An 18,998-nucleotide genomic window follows, 5' to 3' on the forward strand; every position below is an offset into this window, starting at 1 on the left:
GCACGGTCCCCCCGCAGCGGGCCCTGGCGGGCCCGGTCCGGGGGGCAGGCGGCTCACCCGGCGGCAGAGGCCGACTGGTGGTCGTTCCGGCGAGCGCCCGGGAGGCCGGCGCCGGCCGGGGCGTGGTCCTGGGCCAGGCTGCGCCCGCGGGTCTCCTTGGCGACGAGGACGGTCAGCGTGGTGATGACGACCGCGGCCGCCAGATAGATCGAGATGGGCAGGGACGCGTCGTAGTCCTTGAGGAGTTCGACCGCGATGATCGGGGCGAGGGCGCCGCCGATGATGGAGGCGAGCTGGGAGCCCATGGAGGCGCCGGAGTAGCGCACGCCGGTGTCGAACATCTCGGAGATGAAGGCCGCCTGCGGGCCGTACATGGCTCCGTGGAAGAGGAGTCCGATGGTGACGGCCGCCGCTATGGCGGGGAACGACTTCGTGTCCAGCATGGCGAAGAACGCGAAGGCCCATCCGGTCATGCCGACCGAGCCGATCAGGGTGACGGGGCGGCGGCCGATCCGGTCGGAGAGGGCTCCCCAGGCCGGGATGGTGACGAAGTGGACGGCGGAGCCGATGAGGACGGCGTTCAGGCCGTCGCTCTTGGACAGTCCGAGGTGGGTGGTGACGTAGACGAGGAGGAAGGCGGTGAGGATGTAGTAGGAGACGTTCTCGCCAAGGCGGGTACCGATCGCGGTGAGGACCCCGCGCCAGTTCGTACGGAACACCTCGGCCACCGGAAGCTTCTCCTTGACGCCCGCGGCGGCCTGCTCGGCGGCCTTGGCCTGCGCTTCGAGGAAGAGGGGCGACTCGGAGACCGATACCCGGATCCACAGGCCGATCACGACGAGGACGCCGGACAGCAGGAAGGGGATGCGCCAACCCCAGGCCAGGAAGGCCTCGTCGGACTGGACGGCGGCCAGCAGCGCGAGGACGCCGGTGGCGAGCAGGTTGCCGCCGGGGGCGCCGGCCTGCGGCCAAGAGGCCCAGAAGCCACGGTTCTTGTCATCGCCGTGCTCGGAGACGATCAGCACCGCGCCGCCCCATTCGCCGCCGAGTGCGAAGCCCTGGATCAGGCGCAGCACGGTCAGCAGGATCGGGGCGCCCACGCCGATGCCCGCATGAGTGGGCAGCAGACCCATGGCGAAGGTGGCGCCGCCCATCATGACGAGGCTGAGCACGAGCAACTTCTTGCGGCCGATCTTGTCGCCGTAGTGGCCGAAGACCACGCCGCCGAGCGGGCGGGCCGCGAAGCCGATGGCGTAGGTGAGGAAGGCGAGGAGGGTGCCGACGAGCGGTTCGCTGCTGGGGAAGAACAGCTTGTTGAAGACGAGCGCGGCGGCGGAGCCGTAGAGGAAGAAGTCGTACCACTCGACGGTGGTGCCGATGAGGCTGGCGCTGATGATGCGCGCGATGCCCGATCGTGCGGGCGCAGCCGTTGCGGGGGAAACCATGTGCACCACTTCCAGGTGATGGCGGAGACGTTCCGTGTCGCCACACCGTAGAAGCCCGCAGGTCAGGCGGCGTATGTGCCGGAGCATCACAATCGGACACCGCCTTGTGTGGCCAACCACCACACCTCTGGCACAGACACTGCGGGGCTCACGGGGGCCCACTGGCGACTCATGCCGGAAACGCGTGGTTCGGCCTGCCTTGGAGACGCCTCGTTCGCCTTGAAACGCCGACGCCTGGCGGGCCGAGCGGCCACGCCGGGAACAACCAGTCCGGCCGGCGCAGTTGCATCGATCAAGGGACCGACGCCGCATGGGCGGGCTACACGGAGACCACCAGGCCGTCCGCCCCACCAGGATCCGGGCCCCAGGATCGCGGTACGCCGGCCGCACGCTCAGACCAAGACGTATTTCCGCAGGAGGACTTCATGACTGACCGGCCCTTGACGCTCATGGCAGTACACGCCCACCCCGACGACGAGGCCACCGGGACTGGAGGGGTCCTCGCACGGTACGCGGCGGAAGGCATCCGCACGGTTCTCGTGACGTGTACCGACGGTGGTTGCGGTGACGGACCGGGGGGTGTCAAGCCGGGCGATCCCGGGCACGATCCGGCAGCCGTCGCCTTGATGCGCCGTCGAGAACTTGAGGCGAGCTGTGACGTCCTGAAGATCAGCGATCTGGAGATGCTGGACTATGCCGACTCCGGGATGATGGGCTGGCCGAGCAACGAGGCCCCCGGTTCCTTCTGGCAGACCCCCGTGCAGGAAGGCGCGGCCCGACTCGCGGAACTCATGCGGCACTACCGACCCGATGTCGTCGTCACCTACGACGAGAACGGCTTCTACGGCCACCCCGACCACATCCAGGCCCACCGGATCACGATGGCGGCGCTGGAGATGACCGCGCTGACACCGAAGGTGTACTGGACGACGATGCCCCGCTCGGGGATGCAGCGGTTCGGCGAGATCATGCGCGAGTTCCATGAGGACATGCCGGAGCCGGATCCTGCCGAGGCCGCCGCGATGGCCAAGATCGGCCTTCCCGACGATGAGATCACCACGTGGGTGGACACCACCGCGTTCAGCGGCCAGAAGTTCGATGCGCTGGCCGCGCACGCCAGTCAGGGCGAGAACATCTTCTTCCTCAAGATGGGCAAGGAGAGGTTCGGCGAGTTGATGGGCATGGAGACCTTCGTACGTGTCCAGGACGCCACCGGTGCGGCCGTCCCCGAGAGCGACCTCTTCGCCGGACTGCGCTGATCCGCGCGTCCGACCGGCCCGGGAGAGCACGTGTCCGCCGGAAGGCACTGCGGTGAGGCCGAGCATCGTTGGCCTGCCGCTCGGACACCGATCGTTGGGCCTCATACCTCAGCCATGCCCACCCTCGAAGGTGCCCGCCATGCAAGACTCCGGCATTCGGCAACGCTTCGAACGGCCCGGCAAGCGCCTCATCTCGTCCACGCTGCGCTCAGCTCCAGTCTGGGCCTGCCCCGGGTGAGCGGTGAACATCGGAGGGTGCCGGCGGGGCTGAGATTCCCGGAAGGAAGCGGCTGCTCCCGGGCGCTCACCGAAGGCCCCGCCGATGCCGGGCGGCGAAAGAGTTGGTGCGAGGGGCCGACGAAACCGGGTACCGTCTTTGTCATGTTCTTCCAGAGGCCGATTTACGAGTGAGGGCGTGATGGGCCCTGCCCGGCGTCCTTCGACGTCGCCGCCCGTCCCCCTCCGATGAATCCGTAGATCACTTCACATCAGCACCGGGAGAACCCGTGACCGACAGCAAGAACATCAACAACCCCGTGGGCCAGGGCGGCGGCCAGCGCAAGAAGCTGTCCCGCGCCGAACGGCAGAACAACGGCCCGCACCGCAACCTCGACCGCCAGGGTGCAGCCGCCCAGAAGGCGGAGCTGGTGCGCAAGATGCGCGAGAAGGCACGCGCAGCCGAGGACGCCGGGCAGGCGAGCGACGACACCGCGCAGAGCTGACGCACCGCCCCCGCAAGGCGGCACCGCACGGGGCAGGGCCCGGACCGCAAACGCGCGGTCCGGGCCCTGCTGCTCGGCCGACTGCGGGGCGGGCCCTCCTCAGGCACCCTGGCTCCGCATGCGTGGTGCCGGCAGTTGGATGGCTTCCTCCCAGGGGAAGCGACCGGTGCCGCCGCCTGACTTCGGACCGTGAGGCTCGTAGCCGCCGATCGATACCCCCATCTCACGAAGTTCGGAGATGCTTCGCCGGTACGCGGGGTGCACCGCCAGGGCGGAGCTCACGTACTGCGGATCCGTCACGCGAGTCCCCTGGGGCTTCTTCGAGCTCCCGTTCCAGCACCTCGACCGGGCTGTCGGCGCGCGGCCCCGCCGGCCTGAAGAGGCGCCGCCGGCTCCGGTGTCGATGGGCAGGCCCGCCTCTTATTTACCTTACGGGTCGACCCGTAAGGTAAACGCCATGAGCTCCTCTCTTCCCCCCAGGGGGCGTCCCAGGGATCCCCGATCGCACGAGGCGATCATCGGCGCGACGGCAGAGTTGGTGGCCGAGGTCGGATACGCCGCGACATCGATCGGGGCGGTGGCCGCGCGGGCCGGTGTCGGCAAGGATTCGATCTACCGGCGGTGGTCGGGCAAGCCGGAGTTGGTCTTCGAGGCCGTCTTCACGACCACCGATGACGCTCCGCCCCCGGACACCGGAACGCTGGCCGGGGATCTGACCGTACTGATGCAGGGCCTGGTCGACGAGTTCAGCGCGCCTGCCGCCGCGGCGGCACTCCCGGGGCTGCTCGCCGACTTCGCCGCCGACCCGGAACTGAAGGCGCGCATCCGCGGCGACTTCCTGGCCCCGTCGAAGGAACGGTTGCTGGTCGTCTTCGACCGTGCTGTGCTGCGAGGGGAGATCGCGCCCGAAACGCCCGTGGACCTGGTCCTGGACACACTGGCGGGAGCCGTGTTCTTCCACGTTGGGCTGGTCGGGGAGCACCCCGACCAGCAGCTGGCCGCACAGCTGGCCGCCGTCGTGGCCAAGGGAATCGAGGTCCGATGAACGGCTGGCTCCTCGCGGCAGGGATCACCGCTCTCGGCGTGGCCGCAGTGCACATCGTCGGGGGACACCGCGACGTGGTGCGCCCGCTGCTGTCCGGCGGGCTCACGGATGAACCCAAGCGTGTCCTGCACGCCGTGTGGCACATGGTGAGCGTCGACCTGGCGCTCTCCGGACTCGCTCTGCTGTACCTCTCCCTGGCGGACGGTACGTCGGGGACCGAGGTGGTGGCGTGGTTCGTGGCCTCGCACTTCACCGCGTACGCGGCAGTCTTCCTGGTCGTCACGCTGTCCGTCGGCTGGCCCAGACCCCTACTGCGCCTGCCGCAGTGGATCCTGCTCCTGCCGGTCGCGGTGCTGGCAGCGGCGGGCGCCATCTAGCCGCCCCCGGAGAGCTCCCGCGGCCGCCGCTGTCCGCCGCGGATGCGGCTGAGGACGCAGCGGCCGCAAGGGCCACTGCGCAACCCGCCCCGGTGACTGCCAACGTCCCCGTGCGGTCCCTGGCGGACTTCACGGCGGACGCGGCGCTGCGCATCGAGGACCTGCGGGATTCCCTGCGCTCGCGCGAGCAAGGGCTTGCGCCGTCCCTCTTTCCTCAGCCCGGCGGACTGGTGCCGTGGGGCCGCACCGCGAATGACGGTGTGCTGCTCTGGGACACCACCACCTCCGACGCCGTCAACTGGACGACCGTCCTCACGGATTCCGGCTTCCAGTACTTGGCGATCATGCGGGAGTTCCCCGGCGGAGTCGTCGCGGGCGCGCGGGTGTTCCCCGTCGCGCGGGGCCGCCTGGCTGACCGAGGACCGGCTGTTTTTGCAGTGGGGGGAGGTGGAGGGCAAGGCGTTCGGCTGGCTCACCATGAAGAGCGACCCCGAGGCTTGGCGGGTCGCGTGCATCGAGCCGGACGGCACCGCGCTCACGCACCTCGAGGACCAGACCTTCGCCACATTCCTGCGACGTCGGCTGCGGGGCAACAACTCGGTGTTCTGAGGTATCTGGAACATCGGCACCCGCGGGGAACGCCGGTCGGTCGTGCTACGACGGGAACTCAGAACCGGACAGGGGGCCGAGGAGCGCTCGCCTGTCGCGGCCGGTGGATCGCGACCAGCCGCGTACGGGCTCGAACGGTCCCGGCCCCCGCTCGAATCCACCGCGCCGGATCAGACCTCCGGCGGACCCTCGGGGATCGGGTGCACTTCTACCGGGTCGTTGCCGGGCTTCCCGCCCGGGCCGGGGCACGCCGACGCCCGGGCGGCGATCTCCAGGGCCCGCTCCTCGCTCTTGACGTCGACCACCCAGTACCCGGCCAGGATGTTCTGTCCCTCCTGCGCCGGTCCATCGGTCACCTGCGGGCGTCCATCGCTTCCGGCCCTCACCGTCTTGACCAGTGAGGGGCCGCCGAGCCCCTGAGCGTCGACCCATTCACCAGCGGCATTGATGTCGTCGTTGAGGGCGTTCATGTGGGCGAACATGGCCTCCATGTCGTCCTTGGAATACGACGACATGATGGCGTCCCACTGGGCCGCAGGCACGTTCATCTGGATCATGTACTTCATGATTCTCGCCTTCCCGGGCTGGCTGTGAATTTCTCGGGCTTACGAAGAGGTAGACCGCTGGACAGCGCGGAACTCATCGGTGTACCCAGCCCCACCATGCTCCGCCGGCCACGTCCCACCGGGGAGAAACCCCGACAACGGCCCCGACCAGTCGAATTACTGCAGGAGGCCCACCGCCCGCGACACCACCAGCAGCACTGTGATCAGTGATACCGCCGTCTGCGTCATCATCAGCAGTTTCGCCCACGTCGTCAGCGGCATGGTGTCGGTCGGACTGAAAGCGGTGGCGTTGGTGAACGCCACGTACAAATAGTCCCCGAAGTACGGCTTCCAGTCGGGCGGGGCCATCCCTTGCTGTCCCATCTGCGGGAAGAGGAAGTCGGGGTAGTCCTTGGTTCCCCGGGCCCTGGCCACCGAGCCGCCCCGGTCCCACTCCCAGTACCAGAGTGCGAAGGCGATCACATTGGTCAGCCAGACGGCGCCGGCCGTGGTGAGCAGCGCGACCGCCCCTTCCGACCAGGTGCCGTGAAGCAGCTCCCGTACGAGCTTCCAAGCCGACCAGGCGTTGGCCAGGCTGATGGAGGCCGCCAGGCTCAGGCTGAGTCCGCGCAGCAGGATCGAGCTGCGGTCGAAGCGCCGGTGCGGGTGGACGGCGGCGAGCGCCAGGAGCAGTGCGACCTCCAGCGTCGGCAGCAGCCAGTGCGGATGGATGGTCAGCCGGTCCGGTAGGAGGAGCTGCAGTCCGACGGCGACCAGGATCGCCAGGGTGACCGCCCACCGCTCCTCACCCTCGGTGGGCTGACGCCAGGCCGGTCTCCCGTCCTGGCGTCCGGGGGCCGGTTCGAGCAGGTCCTCGATCCGGTCCAAACGGCGATGCAGCCGCTCCACCAGCTCACGGTCGGCTCCCGCATCGTTCTCACCCATGACACACATTCATACGTCAGGCCACGGCCTGTTCCGCGAGAGGCTCGGCGGCTTGCTGGAGCCGTGAGTTCTTGCGGCTCTAGAGGAGGTAGACGGCAAGGGTCAGGGTCAGCCGGCCGGCGAAGAGGAGGTAGGTGTCGAGCGGCAGCTCGTAGACGAGGCAGCCGCAGGCCAGGATCGACAGGACGGGGACTACGGGGCAGCCGGGGACCCGGAAGCCGCGGTCGAGGTCCGGGGCGGTGCGGTGCGGTGCGGCGCAGGATCATCAGCCGAGCGAGACGACGGCGAAGCCGCGAGGGTGCCCATGCTGGTGAGGTCGGCCAGCAGGTCGAGGGGGAACGCGGCCGCGAGGAGTGCGACGAAGCCGCCGGTCAGGAGGGTGGCGACGGCCGGGGTGCCGGTCCGCGGGCTGACGCGGCGGAAGGCGGGGGGCAGCATGCCGTCGCGGCCCATGGTGTAGAGGATGCGGCTCTGCCCGTAGAGCACGACGAGGGTGACGCTGACGAGGGAGAGCACCGCTCCGGCGGTGGAGACCGCGTCGAGGCCGATGAAGGCGAAGACGACGGTGGCTGCGGCGGTACTGATGCCGGCCATGCCCATGGGGGCGAAGGGCTGCAGGTTTCCGGAGTCGAAACCGGTGATGCCCACGACGATGAACAGGACCAGCACACCCGGCTTGACCAGCACCATGACGGTGTCGACCAGGGCCGACTCCTTGGCGCCGCGAACCAGGAGCAGGCAGCACAGCCCACCAGGACGACGCCGGGCAGGTTGACGTATCCGCCCGCGCCCGGCGGCGCCGATATCGCGTCGGGCATCTGGAAGCCGAAGAGTCGCCCCAGCTCACCGCTATCGCCGCGCCGGAGACGGCGTACTCCAGCGGCAGGCACCAGCTCAAGGCCCAGGGTGGCGTACGCGTAGGAGTACGAGAGGCCGGAGACCGGCACCGCCGGGGCCGGCCCGGCGTAACAGAGCGCCGTGAGGGCAGCGGTGACGGGACCGGCGAGGAGTTGTTCGCCCTCGCCGACGCCATCGCCGCGGTCATCGGCGGTTCGGTGGCCCCGGCCGGCCCGGCGCGTGACCGTCTGAGCGTGGAACGAAGAGGTCCGGCGGGGCTGCTCCAGGTGGCGGTAGTGGCTGCGGCGTATGGCTGACACGGCGCGCTCCGACTATATGAAAGTGCGTCAGAACGCTGCTCTCCGGGAAGCCGTATCAGGCACACCGGCCGTGGTCGGCCGCGATGCCTCCCCCACTCCTTCCGGACTCATGGAGATCACGCTCATGCCCAGTCGCCCGCGAACTTCCACGTCGGTCCGCCGACCGGCCAGGGTTGCCGCCGTCACCGGCACGACGACACTGCTCGCAGCCGCACTGTTCGGCGGTGTCGCGTACGCCGACATTCCCGGTGCCGGCGGCGTCTACACGGGCTGCTACAGCGCGGGCAGCGGCACGCTCCGCGTGATCGACGACGAAGCCGGACAGCGATGCCGGGCCGGCGAGCGCACCGTGACCTGGAGTCAGGCCGGACAGCCGGGCCCGATCGGGCCCCAGGGCCGGGCGGGGTCCCAAGGCGACGCGGGCCTTCCCGCGACCAAGTTGTTCGCCTTCGTGGACGTGGACGGTACGCTCGTGCGGGAGCGGTCGAGCGGCGCGGTGTCGGCGAGCCCGCGCGCCACTCCCGGTTACTTCGACGTCGTGTTCGATCGGGATGTCAGCAAGTGCGTGTTCCTCGCGACGACAGAACCCCGCGGAGCCCTGTTCGGGATTGCCCGGGGCTACGCAAATGTCTTCCAGAGTCCCACCGCCCCGAACACGGTGTCCGTACTGACCACCAACAGCGGCGGCCAGGACCTCGCCTTTTCGTTCCATCTCGCGGTGTTCTGCTGACTCCGTTGGGCAGGGCAGGGCAGGGCAAACGAGGCGATCTCTCAGTCGTCGCTCGCGACACCCCGATCGGGCGCGCTCATGTCGCCCGTGGCGGGCGTGCCGTCGGCGAGCGCGTAGCGCAGGTACACGGTGCCCTTCGGGCCGGCCACCGGGGGTTCGAGGAGCGTGACGTTGGTGGGCACCGCGCCGTCGTCGAACACCTTCTTCCCGACACCGAGCACGATCGGGTGCAGCCAGAGGTCGAGACGGTCGAAGAGCTTCTCGCGCAGGAGGGTCTGCACGAGGTTCAGGCTCCCGACGACCTTCACGTTCTCGTGGCGGTCACGGATCTCGCGGACCGCATCCGCGAGGTCCGGGCCGAGCTGCGTGGACCCGGCCCACGAGAGGTCGGGCCTGCCGCGCGAGGCCACGTACTTCGGGACGCTGTTGAAGAGCGTGGCGATCTCGTTGTCCTCGCCGCCCTCCTGGTGAGGCCAGTAGGCGGCGAAGATGTCGTACGTCCGCCGGCCGAGCAGGAGGGCGTCCGTGCCCTCGTACGCGGCACCGACCTGCGCCCCGGCGACCTCGTCCAGCAGGGGCGCCTGCCAGCCGCCGAACGGGAACCCGACCGGGTCCTCGTCGGGGCCGCCGGGCGCCTGCCCGACGAGGTCGAGGGTCGCGAACAGTTCGATGTGGATGAGGCCCATGGCTTGCTCCCGATGAGTCGGTTGTCTCCGTCAAGAGATAGACCCGCGAGTGCCCGCGGACTCATCGCCGCGCCGGAACCGGGCTTCACCGCCCGGGAGCAGCCGGACCCTTCAGCTGGTCGCTGAGCGCGTCAGCCGGCCGGCCGCCCTCGACGCAGTGGGCGAGTGCGGCGATGTGGGTGGCGAGCTCGGGCCACAACTCCTGTGGAAGGTTGTGCCCCATCCCCTCCAGGACCACCAGCTCGGCACCCGGCACTGCGGCAGCCGTGGCCCGGCCGCCACTGACGTCGCACACGATGTCGCAGGCGCCGTGCACCACCAGGGTGGGAACCCGCAGGGACCGCAGCCGTTCGGTGCGGTCGCCCGTCGCCACGACCGCGAGTCCCTGGCGCTGCATGCCGAGGGCGTCGTAGCCGCGGTCGAAGACCCGTCCGGCCCGCTCGGTCGCGGCGACCACGTCGAACTCGAACTCCGGTGACGCGGCGAGGCCCAGGGCTCGGACCTGCCACTCGATGAACGCCTCCCTGTCCCGCGGCGGCGCTCCCAGCTCGGCGAAAACCGAGAAGTCGGCCTCGCCCACGCCGGGTTCACCGGTCGTGGACATCATCGACGTCAGCGAGCGCACACGGTCGGGATACTCGATCGCGACCATCTGGGCGATCATCCCGCCCATCGAGGAACCGACGAGGTGCACGCCGGTCAGACCGAGCGCGTCGAGCAGGCCGACGGTGTCGGCCGCCAGGTCGGAGAGCGAGTAGGACGCCGTCGAGAGGTCACCGGCCAGGGCTGCCGGAAAATCCGGCACGGGCGCGTCGTGGAAGTGTGTCGAACGGCCGCTGTCGCGGGTGTCGAACCGGATCACCTGCAGGCCGCGGTCCACCAGCGCCTGACAGAATCCCTCCGGCCAATTGATCATCTGTGCGCCCGCTCCCGTGATCAGGAGGACCGGCGGCGCATCTGGGGCACCGAAACGTTCGTAGGCGACGTCGATTCCGGACGGGCCGACGTTTCGCGCTTTCGGTTCCGACATGGCGCAAACGGTAGCGGCCGCATGGGGCACCGGGATCGCACCGCGGGCTGACACTTTCCCCTTGCACCCAGCCATCTCACCGGAATCGACGCACTGGTCGTGAGCGGTCCGGCGGCAAACGCCTCGCCCGAAGGCGTCCCGTCAGCCATCGCCGAGCTGCGGCTCCTGCGCAGCGCCCTGGCCGCGGAGGTTCCCGTGCTCGGAATCCGCGGGGGAAGCGCAGCTACTGGCCGTGGCGGCCGGCGGCGCCGTCCGGCGGCGTCGGGACGCGCAGATCGGGTGGAGGCCTCTACGGATCACCCCGGCATCGGGATCCGATCCGCTGTTCTCCGGTCCCACGCCGGAGCTGCACCGGATAAGGCATTCGCTCGACGACACCGTGGCACTCCCCGCCCGGGCCGTGATCCTGGCCTGCGACGACCGTTCCTCCGCGCAGGCGTTTCGCATCGGCGGCAGTGCCTGGGGCCTGTGGTTCCAGCTCGAACCCGAGGCCACAGCCGTGGACGGGGAGACGCGCGCCGCCCTGCGCGCTTGGGAGTACCGACTGCCGGCACGGTTCGCCGCGCTGGTGGCAGCACGGGCCGAACACACGGCCACCCGCGCCTTCTTCACGCAGCGTGCCGGCGCGTGGGAGGACCGCTTCGCCTACCAGACCCCCGCCTACGACGCCGCGGTCGCCGGGATGGAACTGCGGCGCGGCCAGACCGCGCTGGACCTGGGCTGCGGCACCGGACGGGCCATGCCCGCCCTGCGTGCGCAGGTCGGTGGCGAGGGCACGGTCCTCGGGGTCGACGTCACCCACACCATGCTCACCGCGGCCGCCCGCATCGGGTGCACCGACTCCGGTCACCTACTCCTGGCGGACTGCGCCCGCCTCCCCCTCCCCTCGGCGTCGGTCCACGGCATCTTCGGGGCCGGGCTCATCGACCATCTGCCCCACCCGCGCAGGGCGTTGCGCGAATGGGCGCGCGTCAGCGCGGCCGACGGCACTCTCCTCCTCTTCCACCCTTCGGGCCGCGCCGAGCGGGCCGCCCGCCACGGCCGCCCGCTCAGCCCCGATGAGCCACTCGCCGAACCCAACCTGCGGCCGGCACTCGACGCCACGGGCCGGCGACTCGCGGTCTACGACGACGCCGCACAGCACTTCCTCGCCCACGCCGTCCGTACGCACTGACCCGCGAGCGTCCGGACGGGACAGGTCGATGCGGGGCAGCGCGTACTCAGGCGAGGTCGAGCAGTTGCTTGAGCATTCCGCCGTACCCACCGTGCTCGTCGAGGAGGTGTATCTCCATCACCCAGTGGGCCGGGAACCCCGCCTGGTCGTTGCGGCGCAGGGGCCTGCTGTTGTCGAAGGCGATCAGCTCCTCCTCCGGCATCGCGTCGGGTGCGTCCGTGATCGAGGTGCTCGTGAGACGGCCCACGTGCCACGAGCCCAGGCACCAACCGGCCTTGTGGGCCAGGTCTCGGACTTCGGCGTGCAACCGCCTGCCGGTGATGTTCTCGTGGCGCCGGAACACCTCCCGGCTGTCGGTGAGCACACCTCCGAGGTCCTCGACGAGCCGGTGCCGGTGCCGGTGCCGGTGCCGGTGCCGGCGGGGATCGTCACCGAGGACCACCGTGCGGGCGAAGCCCGTCTCGTGATCGGTCAGCAGTCGAGGAACTCCCGTACGTCATCGACCCGGAGGAGGCCATGGCGCCCGGCGCGCCCGTCATCCACGCGGGCAAGGGGCCCGAGGCGCGTATCGCCCGCGTCGAGAACAACGTGGCCGGCGAGGTACACGGCGAGATCGGCGACGTGGAGCAGGGCTTCGCCGAGGCCGCGGTGGTCTACGAGGAGACGTATCGGACCCAGCGCCTCCAGCACGCCAGCTTCGAAACCCATGGCTGCGTCGCGTACTTCGAGCCGAAGGAGGACGGCACCGGCGAGCGGATCACCGTCCGCTCCTCCACCCAGACCCCGTTCCTGACCCGGCGGGCCCTGTGCGCGCTGTACGGGCTCGGCGAGGACGAGATCCGAGTGGTCGCGGGCCGGGTCGGCGGCGGCTTCGGCGGCAAGCAGGAGATGTTCACCGAGGACATCGTGGTCCTGGCCGCGATGGAGTTGAACCGTCCGGTGAAGCTGGAGTTCACCCGCGCCGAACAGTTCCACGGCGCCGGCACGCGGCACCCGTTCACGGTCCGGATCAAGCTCGGCGCCCGCGCGGACGGCACCCTCACGGCCATCGACATGCGCATCGTGGCCAACACCGGCGCGTACGGCAACCACGGGCCCGGCGTGATGTTCCACAGCGCCGGCGAGTCCTTCGTCATCTACAACGCCCCGCACAAGAAGGTCGAGGCCTACTCCGTCTACACCAACGTCGTCCCGTCGGGCGCCTTCCGAGGCTACGGGCTGGGCCAGACCACCTTCGCCCTGGAGTCGGCGATGGACGAGGTGGCGCGGCGCCTCGGCATGGACCCCCTGGAGTTCCGCGAGAAGAACATCATCGGTCCGCTCGACCACATGCACACGCCGATCGGCCACGACGACGACCTGTTCATCGCCGGCTACGGGCTGGCCGAGTGCCTGGCCGTGGTGCGCAAGGCGATCGCCGAGGACACCAGCCACGAGGAGGTACCACCGGGCTGGGTGACCGGCCAGGGCACCGCCGTGTCGATGATCGCCACGAGCCCGCCCCGCGGGCACTACGCCGACGCCACCATCACCCTGCTCCGGGACGGCACGTACGACATCGCGGTCGGCACCGCCGAGTTCGGCAACGGCACCACCACCGTCCACAAGCAGCTCGCCGGGGACGCGCTGAACACCACCGCGGAGCGGCTGACCGTCCGCCAGTCCGACACCGACGTGGTCCGGCACGACACCGGCGCCTTCGGGTCGGCCGGCACGGTGGTGGCGGGCAAGGCGGTGCTGCTCGCCGCGACCTCCCTCGCCGAGCGCATGAAGACCTTCGCCGCCGAGTACACGGGCGTCGCCCGGCACCTGTGCCTGCTCGGCCCCGAGTCCTTCGACTGCGCGGGCCGGCTGGTCACCCTCAAGGAGCTGTACGAGGCGGCCCACGCCTCGGGGGCGGCGAGCGAGATCAGCGCCGAGGAGCACTTCGACGGCACCCCGCGCTCGGTGGCGTTCAACGCCCAGTGGTTCCGGCTGGCCGTGGACCCCGGCACCGGCGAGATGAAGATCCTGCGCAGCGTGCACTCGGCGGACGCCGGCAAGGTGATGAACCCGATGCAGTGCCTCGGCCAGGTGGAGGGCGGCGTGGCGCAGGCGCTCGGCGCGACCCTGTTCGAAACCGTGCGGATCGACGAGCGCGGCGAGGTCACGACGGCGGCGTTCCGCCGCCACCGGCTGCCGCAGTACGCGGACGTCCCGCGCACCGAGGTGCACTCCACGGAGACGTCGGACTCGATCGGCCCGCTCGGAGCCAAGTCCATGTCCGAGAGCCCCTTCAACCCCGTGGCCCCGGCCTTCACCAACGCCTTGCGGGACGCCACCGGCATCCGCTTCACGGAACTCCCGGTGACACGCGACATCGTGTGGCAGGCGATCGATCAGAAGATGCAAGGTGACAACGGATGAACGCGTCCCATTGCGAGTTGTATCCAGAGCTGGAAGCCCTGCTCAGTCGGCTGCGGCCTTCTCTCGCACGTGAGGACCAGCATGTCGTGCAGGAAGTCCCGGCGGGGCGGGAGTGGTGGGCCGCAGACCCGCCCGGCGCCCTGCGGCCCTGGGCCCCCGGCGCGTACCTGCACCTGGGCGTGCACGACATCTGATGCCGGCCCGGACCCGATACGCCGTGGCGGGACGGACCTGGACGCCGTCCTGCCGATGCTCCAGCCCGCCGAAAGGATCTGACTCGCCAGATCCATCATCAGCACCTGCGGGACCCACCCGTGGCTCGACAGGCTCGACGTGTCGGAGCAGCATTACGACTGGAAGCAGCGATGACGAATTCGCGTCGACCGCGCCGGGCCGACCGCCTCTTCGCGCGATGCTCCGCGGCGGAACCCGCGGTCACATGACCAGCGGCTCGGCCAGGAGGACGACCCGGTCGGCCTGGAACCTCGTCGTCATTGAAGCGGAAGATCGCCAGAACCTCTGGAATCGGCCAGACCCGCAGGTCCGGGCACTCGGCGTCCGCCGGACGGGACAGCACGGTCTCCGCCCGAGGCACCGGGAGCACCGTCGCTCCCTCGGAGTACCGGCACGTCCAGCCCCTCGCCTCGACGAGATCGAGAACCGCCTGCCAGTCCTCCACCGAACAATCCGGGACACGCACGTCCGGCAACGAACCCATCAAGTCCGGGTCGAAGAAACAGCGCACGTCATCCCACAGAAGATCAGCCACACCCTCATGCTGCCCGGCTCCCCGATCCAACGCAGCCCCGATTCGGATTCCCTTGGCCAAAGAGACAGGCCCCGGACGGATGTGACCGGGCGTGTGGTCCCGCTGCTCCGGTCGGCCCACCGTGCGGCACGGCCCCCGTTCATTCCGCCTGGCCTGTGTTCGGGTGGCCCCGTGCGACGGCTGTTCCCGCCGTGTCGCCACGTGTCCCACGGCGCCGAGCGGCCACGCGCAGCCGGCCGTTCCTTCCTCGGCTGCCTACCCGACCGTCCAGTCCGCCGTCGACGCCGCGGACCCCCGGGGATCGCATCGCCATCCGCCCGGGCGTCTACCGGGAGCAGGTGGTGATCCGCAAGGACCTCACCATCACGGGGGCGGGGGCCGGGAAGACGACCATCCTCGCTCCCGAGCACCTGGTGACGGGCTCCGACGGACTCAACCGATCGTCTCCCTCGACAACGCGGCGTCCGTGACGATCTCCCGCCTGGCGGTGAGTGGGCCGGGGTCCGGCACGTGCGACGCGGGCGCGCGGGTCGCGGCCCCGATTTCTTCACCGACCTCCAGCACGCCGGCTGCGGCTTCACCGCGACGGTGACCACCCGGCGCTGAACGATCCCCGCGCCGGCCGGCAGCGGCGCTGTCAGTGGGACCGTCTAGCCTGCGGTCCATGATCGAGGGGGAATACGCCGCACCGTCACCCGGTGCGCTCGCCGACGAGGTCGCGGCCGTGCTGGCCGACCGCCGCGACCCGGGCGTGGAGACGTTCGAACGGCTGCTCAGCGCCGTGGTGGTGCACGCCTACCGGGACCGGGAGGCGCTCGCCGCCGCGCTGGGGTCCGTCCCGCGCGAGTTCGCGGTACGGCCGAATCGGCGGGTGGCGTGCCTCGCGGGCATCGTCGGTGCCGCGGTGGAGCCCGTACGGGCCGAGGAGTCCTGGGAGAACGCCGGGGCGGGCTGGCTCGAACTGTGCCAGCACGTGGCGCTCGACTACATCGCGGGGGCGCGCGTGGACGAACTCCAAGCACGGCTGCGGGCCGGCGACCCCGTCCCGTTCCCGCTGTCCGCGCCGAGCGGGCCGACCGGAGCGGTGGAGCCGCGCCATCTGGTCGAACGGCTCGCGGAGTACGCGCGCCTCGGTGTCCGGCCCGGCCCGGCGGACCTGGGGCAGGCGCTGCTGCGCTGCGGCGGCCCGGTCGACGCCGAAGCCGTGCGCGCCGCCGAGAAGTTGGATTCGGCGGAGGGGCCCCGGGTGGCCGACTGGCTGCGGCAGGGCGGGCTCCCGCAGCGGGCGGGGTGGCGGGAGCGCGAGTCCGGTGCGCCCGAACGTCCCAGCAGGCGCCGGGGAGCACGCGCCGGCCGCCGGATCCTGGTGGGGCACCAGGCGATCGAGGGCCGCGGTGCGTTCCCCCGGCAGTTCTGGTCGCTGTTCCGGAAGTTCGAGCCGGCCATCTCCTGCCCGCACTGGTCCCTGCCGGACTTCCGGGACGCGCACACGGTCGCGGCCCTGCCCTGGCACCCGGAGATCGCCGCGGCCCGGCTGCTGACGGGGGTCGCGTCGGCGGCCGACCAGGACGGCGGCCGCGGCGCGCCCGCCTTCCTGGAGGCACTCGCCGCGGCCGACGGCCCTGCCGGACCGGCCGTCCACCTCGCCGTCGCCTACGGGCTCGCCTCGGCTCCCGAGGAGGACCGGGAGGCCGCCGTACGGGCGCTGCTCCTGCTGGCCGCGCGGGGCAGGCTGGACGGGGAGCTGCTGGGCCGGGAACTCGCCGAACTCGTGGGGCTGGGCACGCTGAAGGTCGCCCTGGTGACCGAGTCGCTGCGGGCGGCGGCCACCGCCCCGCAGGGCGCGGCCCCGGTCTGGGCGGTGCTGGCCGCCGGACTCCCGGGCCTCCTCGCCGCTACCCGGCCGCATGCGCACGGGGCTCTGCTGGCCGTCGCGGCGGACTCCGCGCGGCTGTCGGGTGCGCGCGGTGAACTGCCCGAGGTGACCGCTCTGGCCCAGCGTCCGGGTTCGTCCCGCCTGCTCAAGGAGGCCCGACGGCTGCGCGACGCGCTGGCCGGGCTCTGAATCACGGGGCCCGGCGGTCGGCCGCGTCGAAGCGGGCGAGCGCGAGCGCGCCGGCGCGCAGCGCCCGCTCCAGGGCCGGGGCGAGGCCGTCGTCGAGGCCGCCGAGGGCCTCGGCGGCCTCCTCGACCGCGTCCCGGGCGATCTCGGCGGCCACCTCCTCGGCCGGGGTGCGCGGGCCCAGCTTGCTGACGGCTGCCGCGGCCCGGGCCGGGGTGAGCAGCGCGGCGACCTGGCCGAGGAGCCAGCCGGGCACCCCCGCCGCGCCTTCGGCGGGCGCCCGATAGGGGCGCGAGCCGTCGAAGCGCTCGTCCTCGGCGAAGGCTGGCTGCTTGAACTTGGCCACCGGGCGGGCGGCCGCCGGGCCGGTACCGGCGCCGTCGGGGGTCTCCCACGCCTCGGCGGGCTTGACCACGAGCCCCTCCGCGAGGTTTCCGGGCAGTTCGGGCAGGCCCAGCAGAGCCGGTACCCGGGTCGGGAACACCGGCGGCCGCTCCTGCACCTGGGCGAGCGTGCCACGCGCGATCAGCGGGGCGCAGTGCAGGCCCGCGGCGTCGGCGGCCTCCCGCAGCGCCCGGTCGCCGACCCAGCGGGTCCCGCCACCGGCCGTCTCGACCGTGGCGTCGAACGGCAGCCAGAGCAGCCCCGGCGCGTACCAGACGCCGGTCTGCACCGGCTCCGTTCCGGGCGAGGGAGGCACGTCGGGGTGCGGGTAGCGCCCGCCGGCCAGTTCGCCGTAGACCGTGACCGGCGCCGAAGGGTCGGTGCCGTACGCGCGGCGCAGGGCGGCGGCGCAGCGGTCCGCGGCGACGGCCAGGGCCGGCCAGATCCGTCCCACGCCGAAGAAGTCGTCGAGGCCGCTCTCGCCGAGCAGTTCGCGGCGCTTGGCCGGGCGGACTCCGGCCCGGTCGCACACGACGGCGAAGTTCGCCCCGTGGACCTTCTCCAGCGCGACCCACTCCCGGGCCGCCCGCGCCTCGCCCAGCCGGGCCCGGGAGGGGATCTTGGGGTACGGCGACCAGCCGCTGTCAGCCGCCATGCCGACCGCCGCCGTGCTGGTGCTGTTCGGGCAGCCGGCTGTCGGGGTGCGCCCACAGCAGCACGTTGTCGGGGCGCGCGTCGCCGAAGAAGGCGAGGACGTCCCGGTCCGAGTGGCGCAGGCTGAAGTGGGTGAGGACGAAGAGGGTGTCCGGGTGGGCCTCGACGACGGGGCGCAGCCGGCTCCACACGGTGTGCCCGACCCGGTCGGCCCGGTCGAGTTCGGCGTCGTCGAGGTAGGTGCACTCGGTGATGATCACCGGGTAGGCGAAGAGCCACGGGTTGTCCTCGAAGACGCTCACGTGGGTGTCGCCGAGGAACGCGAACAGCGGCCTCAGCACCTCGTGTTCCACCTCGGCGCCCTCCTTGCGGCGCTGCGCGAGGATGCGCCCGAACTCGGCGCCGCCCCGGCCCTGTGCGGCGAGGGAGCGGCGCAGCTCCTCGTACTCGGGCAGCAGTTCCCTGCGGCGCTCGGAGAACGCGTAGCCCACGCACGGCACCTTGTGCGCGCACTCCACCACCCGTACGTGGTGTCCGCGGCGGCCGAAGGTGAACTCGTCGCCGCCGCGCACCCCGTACAGCCGGCAGTTCGCGGCGAGGGCCGGGTCGTAGGCCGTGCCGTGGTTGAGTTCGGCGGAGGCCCGCAGGAAGCGCTCCACGTACGGAACGGCGGGCGCGGGCAGGTGGATGTCGACGCCGGCGGGCCTGGCGGCCAGGTGGTCGAGGTCCTTGGAATGGTCGTGGTGGGTGTGGGTGAGGAAGACGGTCTCCGGCTGACGGCCTTCCGCGAGGCCGGCGTCGAGGGCGCAGCGCAGCTCGGGAATGTGGAAGAACGTCTTGTCGTTCGCGCGTGAGTACCCGGTGAGGGTCAGCTCGGTGCCGGGTATGCGCCAGGTCTTCCACTGGCGGAACGGGTGTCCCCGCTCGAGCCGTTCGGGGTGGGCGGGGGTCCGCTCGGGGGCCTGTGCCATCGGTGCCTCCGTCGGACCGCCGTGATCA

Annotated in this window: 19 protein-coding genes and 2 pseudogenes; 10 read left to right on the top strand and 11 right to left on the bottom strand. The window is 71.2% G+C overall.

Annotated elements, in window-relative coordinates:
- Nucleotides 1-53: 53 nt before the first annotated feature.
- Nucleotides 54-1,445: an MFS transporter gene (locus ACFV9H_RS03945; RefSeq protein WP_385392901.1), complete on the bottom strand. Its 1,392-nt coding sequence runs from the start codon at nt 1,443-1,445 to the stop codon at nt 54-56.
- Nucleotides 1,446-1,870: 425 nt separating this feature from the next.
- On the opposite strand from ACFV9H_RS03945, the gene ACFV9H_RS03950 reads away from it, so the two are divergent.
- The 5 genes from ACFV9H_RS03950 to ACFV9H_RS03970 all read left to right on the top strand — a co-directional run bounded on the left by ACFV9H_RS03950 (nt 1,871) and on the right by ACFV9H_RS03970 (nt 5,457).
- Nucleotides 1,871-2,704, top strand: coding sequence for a PIG-L family deacetylase (locus tag ACFV9H_RS03950; RefSeq protein WP_385392904.1), 834 nt, complete (start codon nt 1,871-1,873; stop codon nt 2,702-2,704).
- A 506-nt stretch (nt 2,705-3,210) separates the two neighbouring features.
- A complete protein-coding gene (locus ACFV9H_RS03955; protein ID WP_385392907.1) occupies nt 3,211-3,426 on the top strand; it encodes a DUF6243 family protein in 216 nt (71 codons plus the stop codon).
- 457 nt (nt 3,427-3,883) lie between these two features.
- Nucleotides 3,884-4,471 (top strand): TetR/AcrR family transcriptional regulator, encoded by a 588-nt coding sequence (locus tag ACFV9H_RS03960; RefSeq protein WP_385392910.1) that lies wholly within the window; start codon nt 3,884-3,886, stop codon nt 4,469-4,471.
- Nucleotides 4,468-4,848 (top strand): hypothetical protein, encoded by a 381-nt coding sequence (locus ACFV9H_RS03965; RefSeq protein ID WP_385392913.1) that lies wholly within the window; start codon nt 4,468-4,470, stop codon nt 4,846-4,848. Before ACFV9H_RS03960 ends, ACFV9H_RS03965 begins: the two co-directional genes overlap by 4 nt.
- Before the next feature lie 432 nt (nt 4,849-5,280).
- The gene (locus ACFV9H_RS03970) at nt 5,281-5,457 is read left to right on the top strand and encodes a hypothetical protein (RefSeq protein WP_385392916.1); all 177 of its coding nucleotides are present in this window, start codon (nt 5,281-5,283) and stop codon (nt 5,455-5,457) included.
- Between the two features lie 170 nt (nt 5,458-5,627).
- Here ACFV9H_RS03970 and ACFV9H_RS03975 read toward each other — a convergent pair whose 3' ends face one another.
- The 4 genes from ACFV9H_RS03975 to ACFV9H_RS03990 form a co-directional block, all read right to left on the bottom strand.
- Complete coding sequence (locus ACFV9H_RS03975) at nt 5,628-6,023, bottom strand: YciI family protein (RefSeq protein WP_385392919.1); 396 nt, start codon at nt 6,021-6,023, stop codon at nt 5,628-5,630.
- A 156-nt stretch (nt 6,024-6,179) separates the two neighbouring features.
- Nucleotides 6,180-6,947, bottom strand: a complete 768-nt coding sequence (locus tag ACFV9H_RS03980) for a hypothetical protein (protein ID WP_385392921.1) — start codon at nt 6,945-6,947, stop codon at nt 6,180-6,182.
- 79 nt (nt 6,948-7,026) lie between these two features.
- Complete coding sequence (locus ACFV9H_RS03985) at nt 7,027-7,131, bottom strand: hypothetical protein (protein ID WP_385393088.1); 105 nt, start codon at nt 7,129-7,131, stop codon at nt 7,027-7,029.
- A gap of 8 nt (nt 7,132-7,139) precedes the next feature.
- A complete protein-coding gene (locus ACFV9H_RS03990) occupies nt 7,140-7,637 on the bottom strand; it encodes an amino acid permease (protein ID WP_385392923.1) in 498 nt (165 codons plus the stop codon).
- Between the two features lie 576 nt (nt 7,638-8,213).
- Between ACFV9H_RS03990 and ACFV9H_RS03995 the strand changes: the two genes are divergently transcribed.
- The gene (locus ACFV9H_RS03995; RefSeq protein ID WP_385392926.1) at nt 8,214-8,834 is read left to right on the top strand and encodes a hypothetical protein; all 621 of its coding nucleotides are present in this window, start codon (nt 8,214-8,216) and stop codon (nt 8,832-8,834) included.
- 41 nt (nt 8,835-8,875) lie between these two features.
- Here the strand turns inward: ACFV9H_RS03995 and ACFV9H_RS04000 are convergent, their stop codons facing one another.
- The gene (locus ACFV9H_RS04000; RefSeq protein ID WP_385392928.1) at nt 8,876-9,520 is read right to left on the bottom strand and encodes a dihydrofolate reductase family protein; all 645 of its coding nucleotides are present in this window, start codon (nt 9,518-9,520) and stop codon (nt 8,876-8,878) included.
- An 85-nt stretch (nt 9,521-9,605) separates the two neighbouring features.
- The gene (locus ACFV9H_RS04005; protein WP_385392931.1) at nt 9,606-10,550 is read right to left on the bottom strand and encodes an alpha/beta fold hydrolase; all 945 of its coding nucleotides are present in this window, start codon (nt 10,548-10,550) and stop codon (nt 9,606-9,608) included.
- Between the two features lie 379 nt (nt 10,551-10,929).
- Between ACFV9H_RS04005 and ACFV9H_RS04010 the strand changes: the two genes are divergently transcribed.
- Nucleotides 10,930-11,724, top strand: coding sequence for a methyltransferase domain-containing protein (locus ACFV9H_RS04010; RefSeq protein WP_385392933.1), 795 nt, complete (start codon nt 10,930-10,932; stop codon nt 11,722-11,724).
- Nucleotides 11,725-11,770: 46 nt separating this feature from the next.
- Here ACFV9H_RS04010 and ACFV9H_RS04015 read toward each other — a convergent pair whose 3' ends face one another.
- Nucleotides 11,771-12,088: a hypothetical protein gene (locus tag ACFV9H_RS04015; protein WP_385392936.1), complete on the bottom strand. Its 318-nt coding sequence runs from the start codon at nt 12,086-12,088 to the stop codon at nt 11,771-11,773.
- Nucleotides 12,089-12,204: 116 nt separating this feature from the next.
- Here ACFV9H_RS04015 and ACFV9H_RS04020 point away from each other — a divergent pair.
- Together ACFV9H_RS04020 and ACFV9H_RS04025 are read left to right on the top strand one after the other, a co-directional pair.
- Nucleotides 12,205-14,130: pseudogene (locus ACFV9H_RS04020) on the top strand (xanthine dehydrogenase family protein molybdopterin-binding subunit); the annotation flags it as partial.
- Entirely contained in the window at nt 14,127-14,324 is a 198-nt protein-coding gene (locus tag ACFV9H_RS04025; RefSeq protein WP_385392938.1) for a hypothetical protein, read from the top strand. The pseudogene ACFV9H_RS04020 and the gene ACFV9H_RS04025, both read left to right, overlap by 4 nt.
- Before the next feature lie 287 nt (nt 14,325-14,611).
- On the opposite strand, the pseudogene ACFV9H_RS04030 reads toward ACFV9H_RS04025, so the two are convergent.
- A pseudogene (locus ACFV9H_RS04030) lies at nt 14,612-14,899 on the bottom strand (hypothetical protein); the annotation flags it as partial.
- 664 nt (nt 14,900-15,563) lie between these two features.
- On the opposite strand from ACFV9H_RS04030, the gene ACFV9H_RS04035 reads away from it, so the two are divergent.
- Nucleotides 15,564-16,964, top strand: a complete 1,401-nt coding sequence (locus ACFV9H_RS04035; protein ID WP_385392941.1) for a hypothetical protein — start codon at nt 15,564-15,566, stop codon at nt 16,962-16,964.
- Nucleotide 16,965: 1 nt separating this feature from the next.
- On the opposite strand, the gene ACFV9H_RS04040 is transcribed toward ACFV9H_RS04035, so the two are convergent.
- Together ACFV9H_RS04040 and ACFV9H_RS04045 are read right to left on the bottom strand one after the other, a co-directional pair.
- Nucleotides 16,966-18,000 (bottom strand): RNA ligase family protein, encoded by a 1,035-nt coding sequence (locus ACFV9H_RS04040; protein ID WP_385392944.1) that lies wholly within the window; start codon nt 17,998-18,000, stop codon nt 16,966-16,968.
- The gene (locus ACFV9H_RS04045; protein ID WP_385392947.1) at nt 17,990-18,970 is read right to left on the bottom strand and encodes an MBL fold metallo-hydrolase; all 981 of its coding nucleotides are present in this window, start codon (nt 18,968-18,970) and stop codon (nt 17,990-17,992) included. Before ACFV9H_RS04045 ends, ACFV9H_RS04040 begins: the two co-directional genes overlap by 11 nt.
- Nucleotides 18,971-18,998: the final 28 nt, after the last annotated feature.

Origin of the sequence: Streptomyces sp. NPDC059874 (genome assembly GCF_042731135.1) — a bacterium.
Classification (GTDB): domain Bacteria; phylum Actinomycetota; class Actinomycetes; order Streptomycetales; family Streptomycetaceae; genus Streptomyces.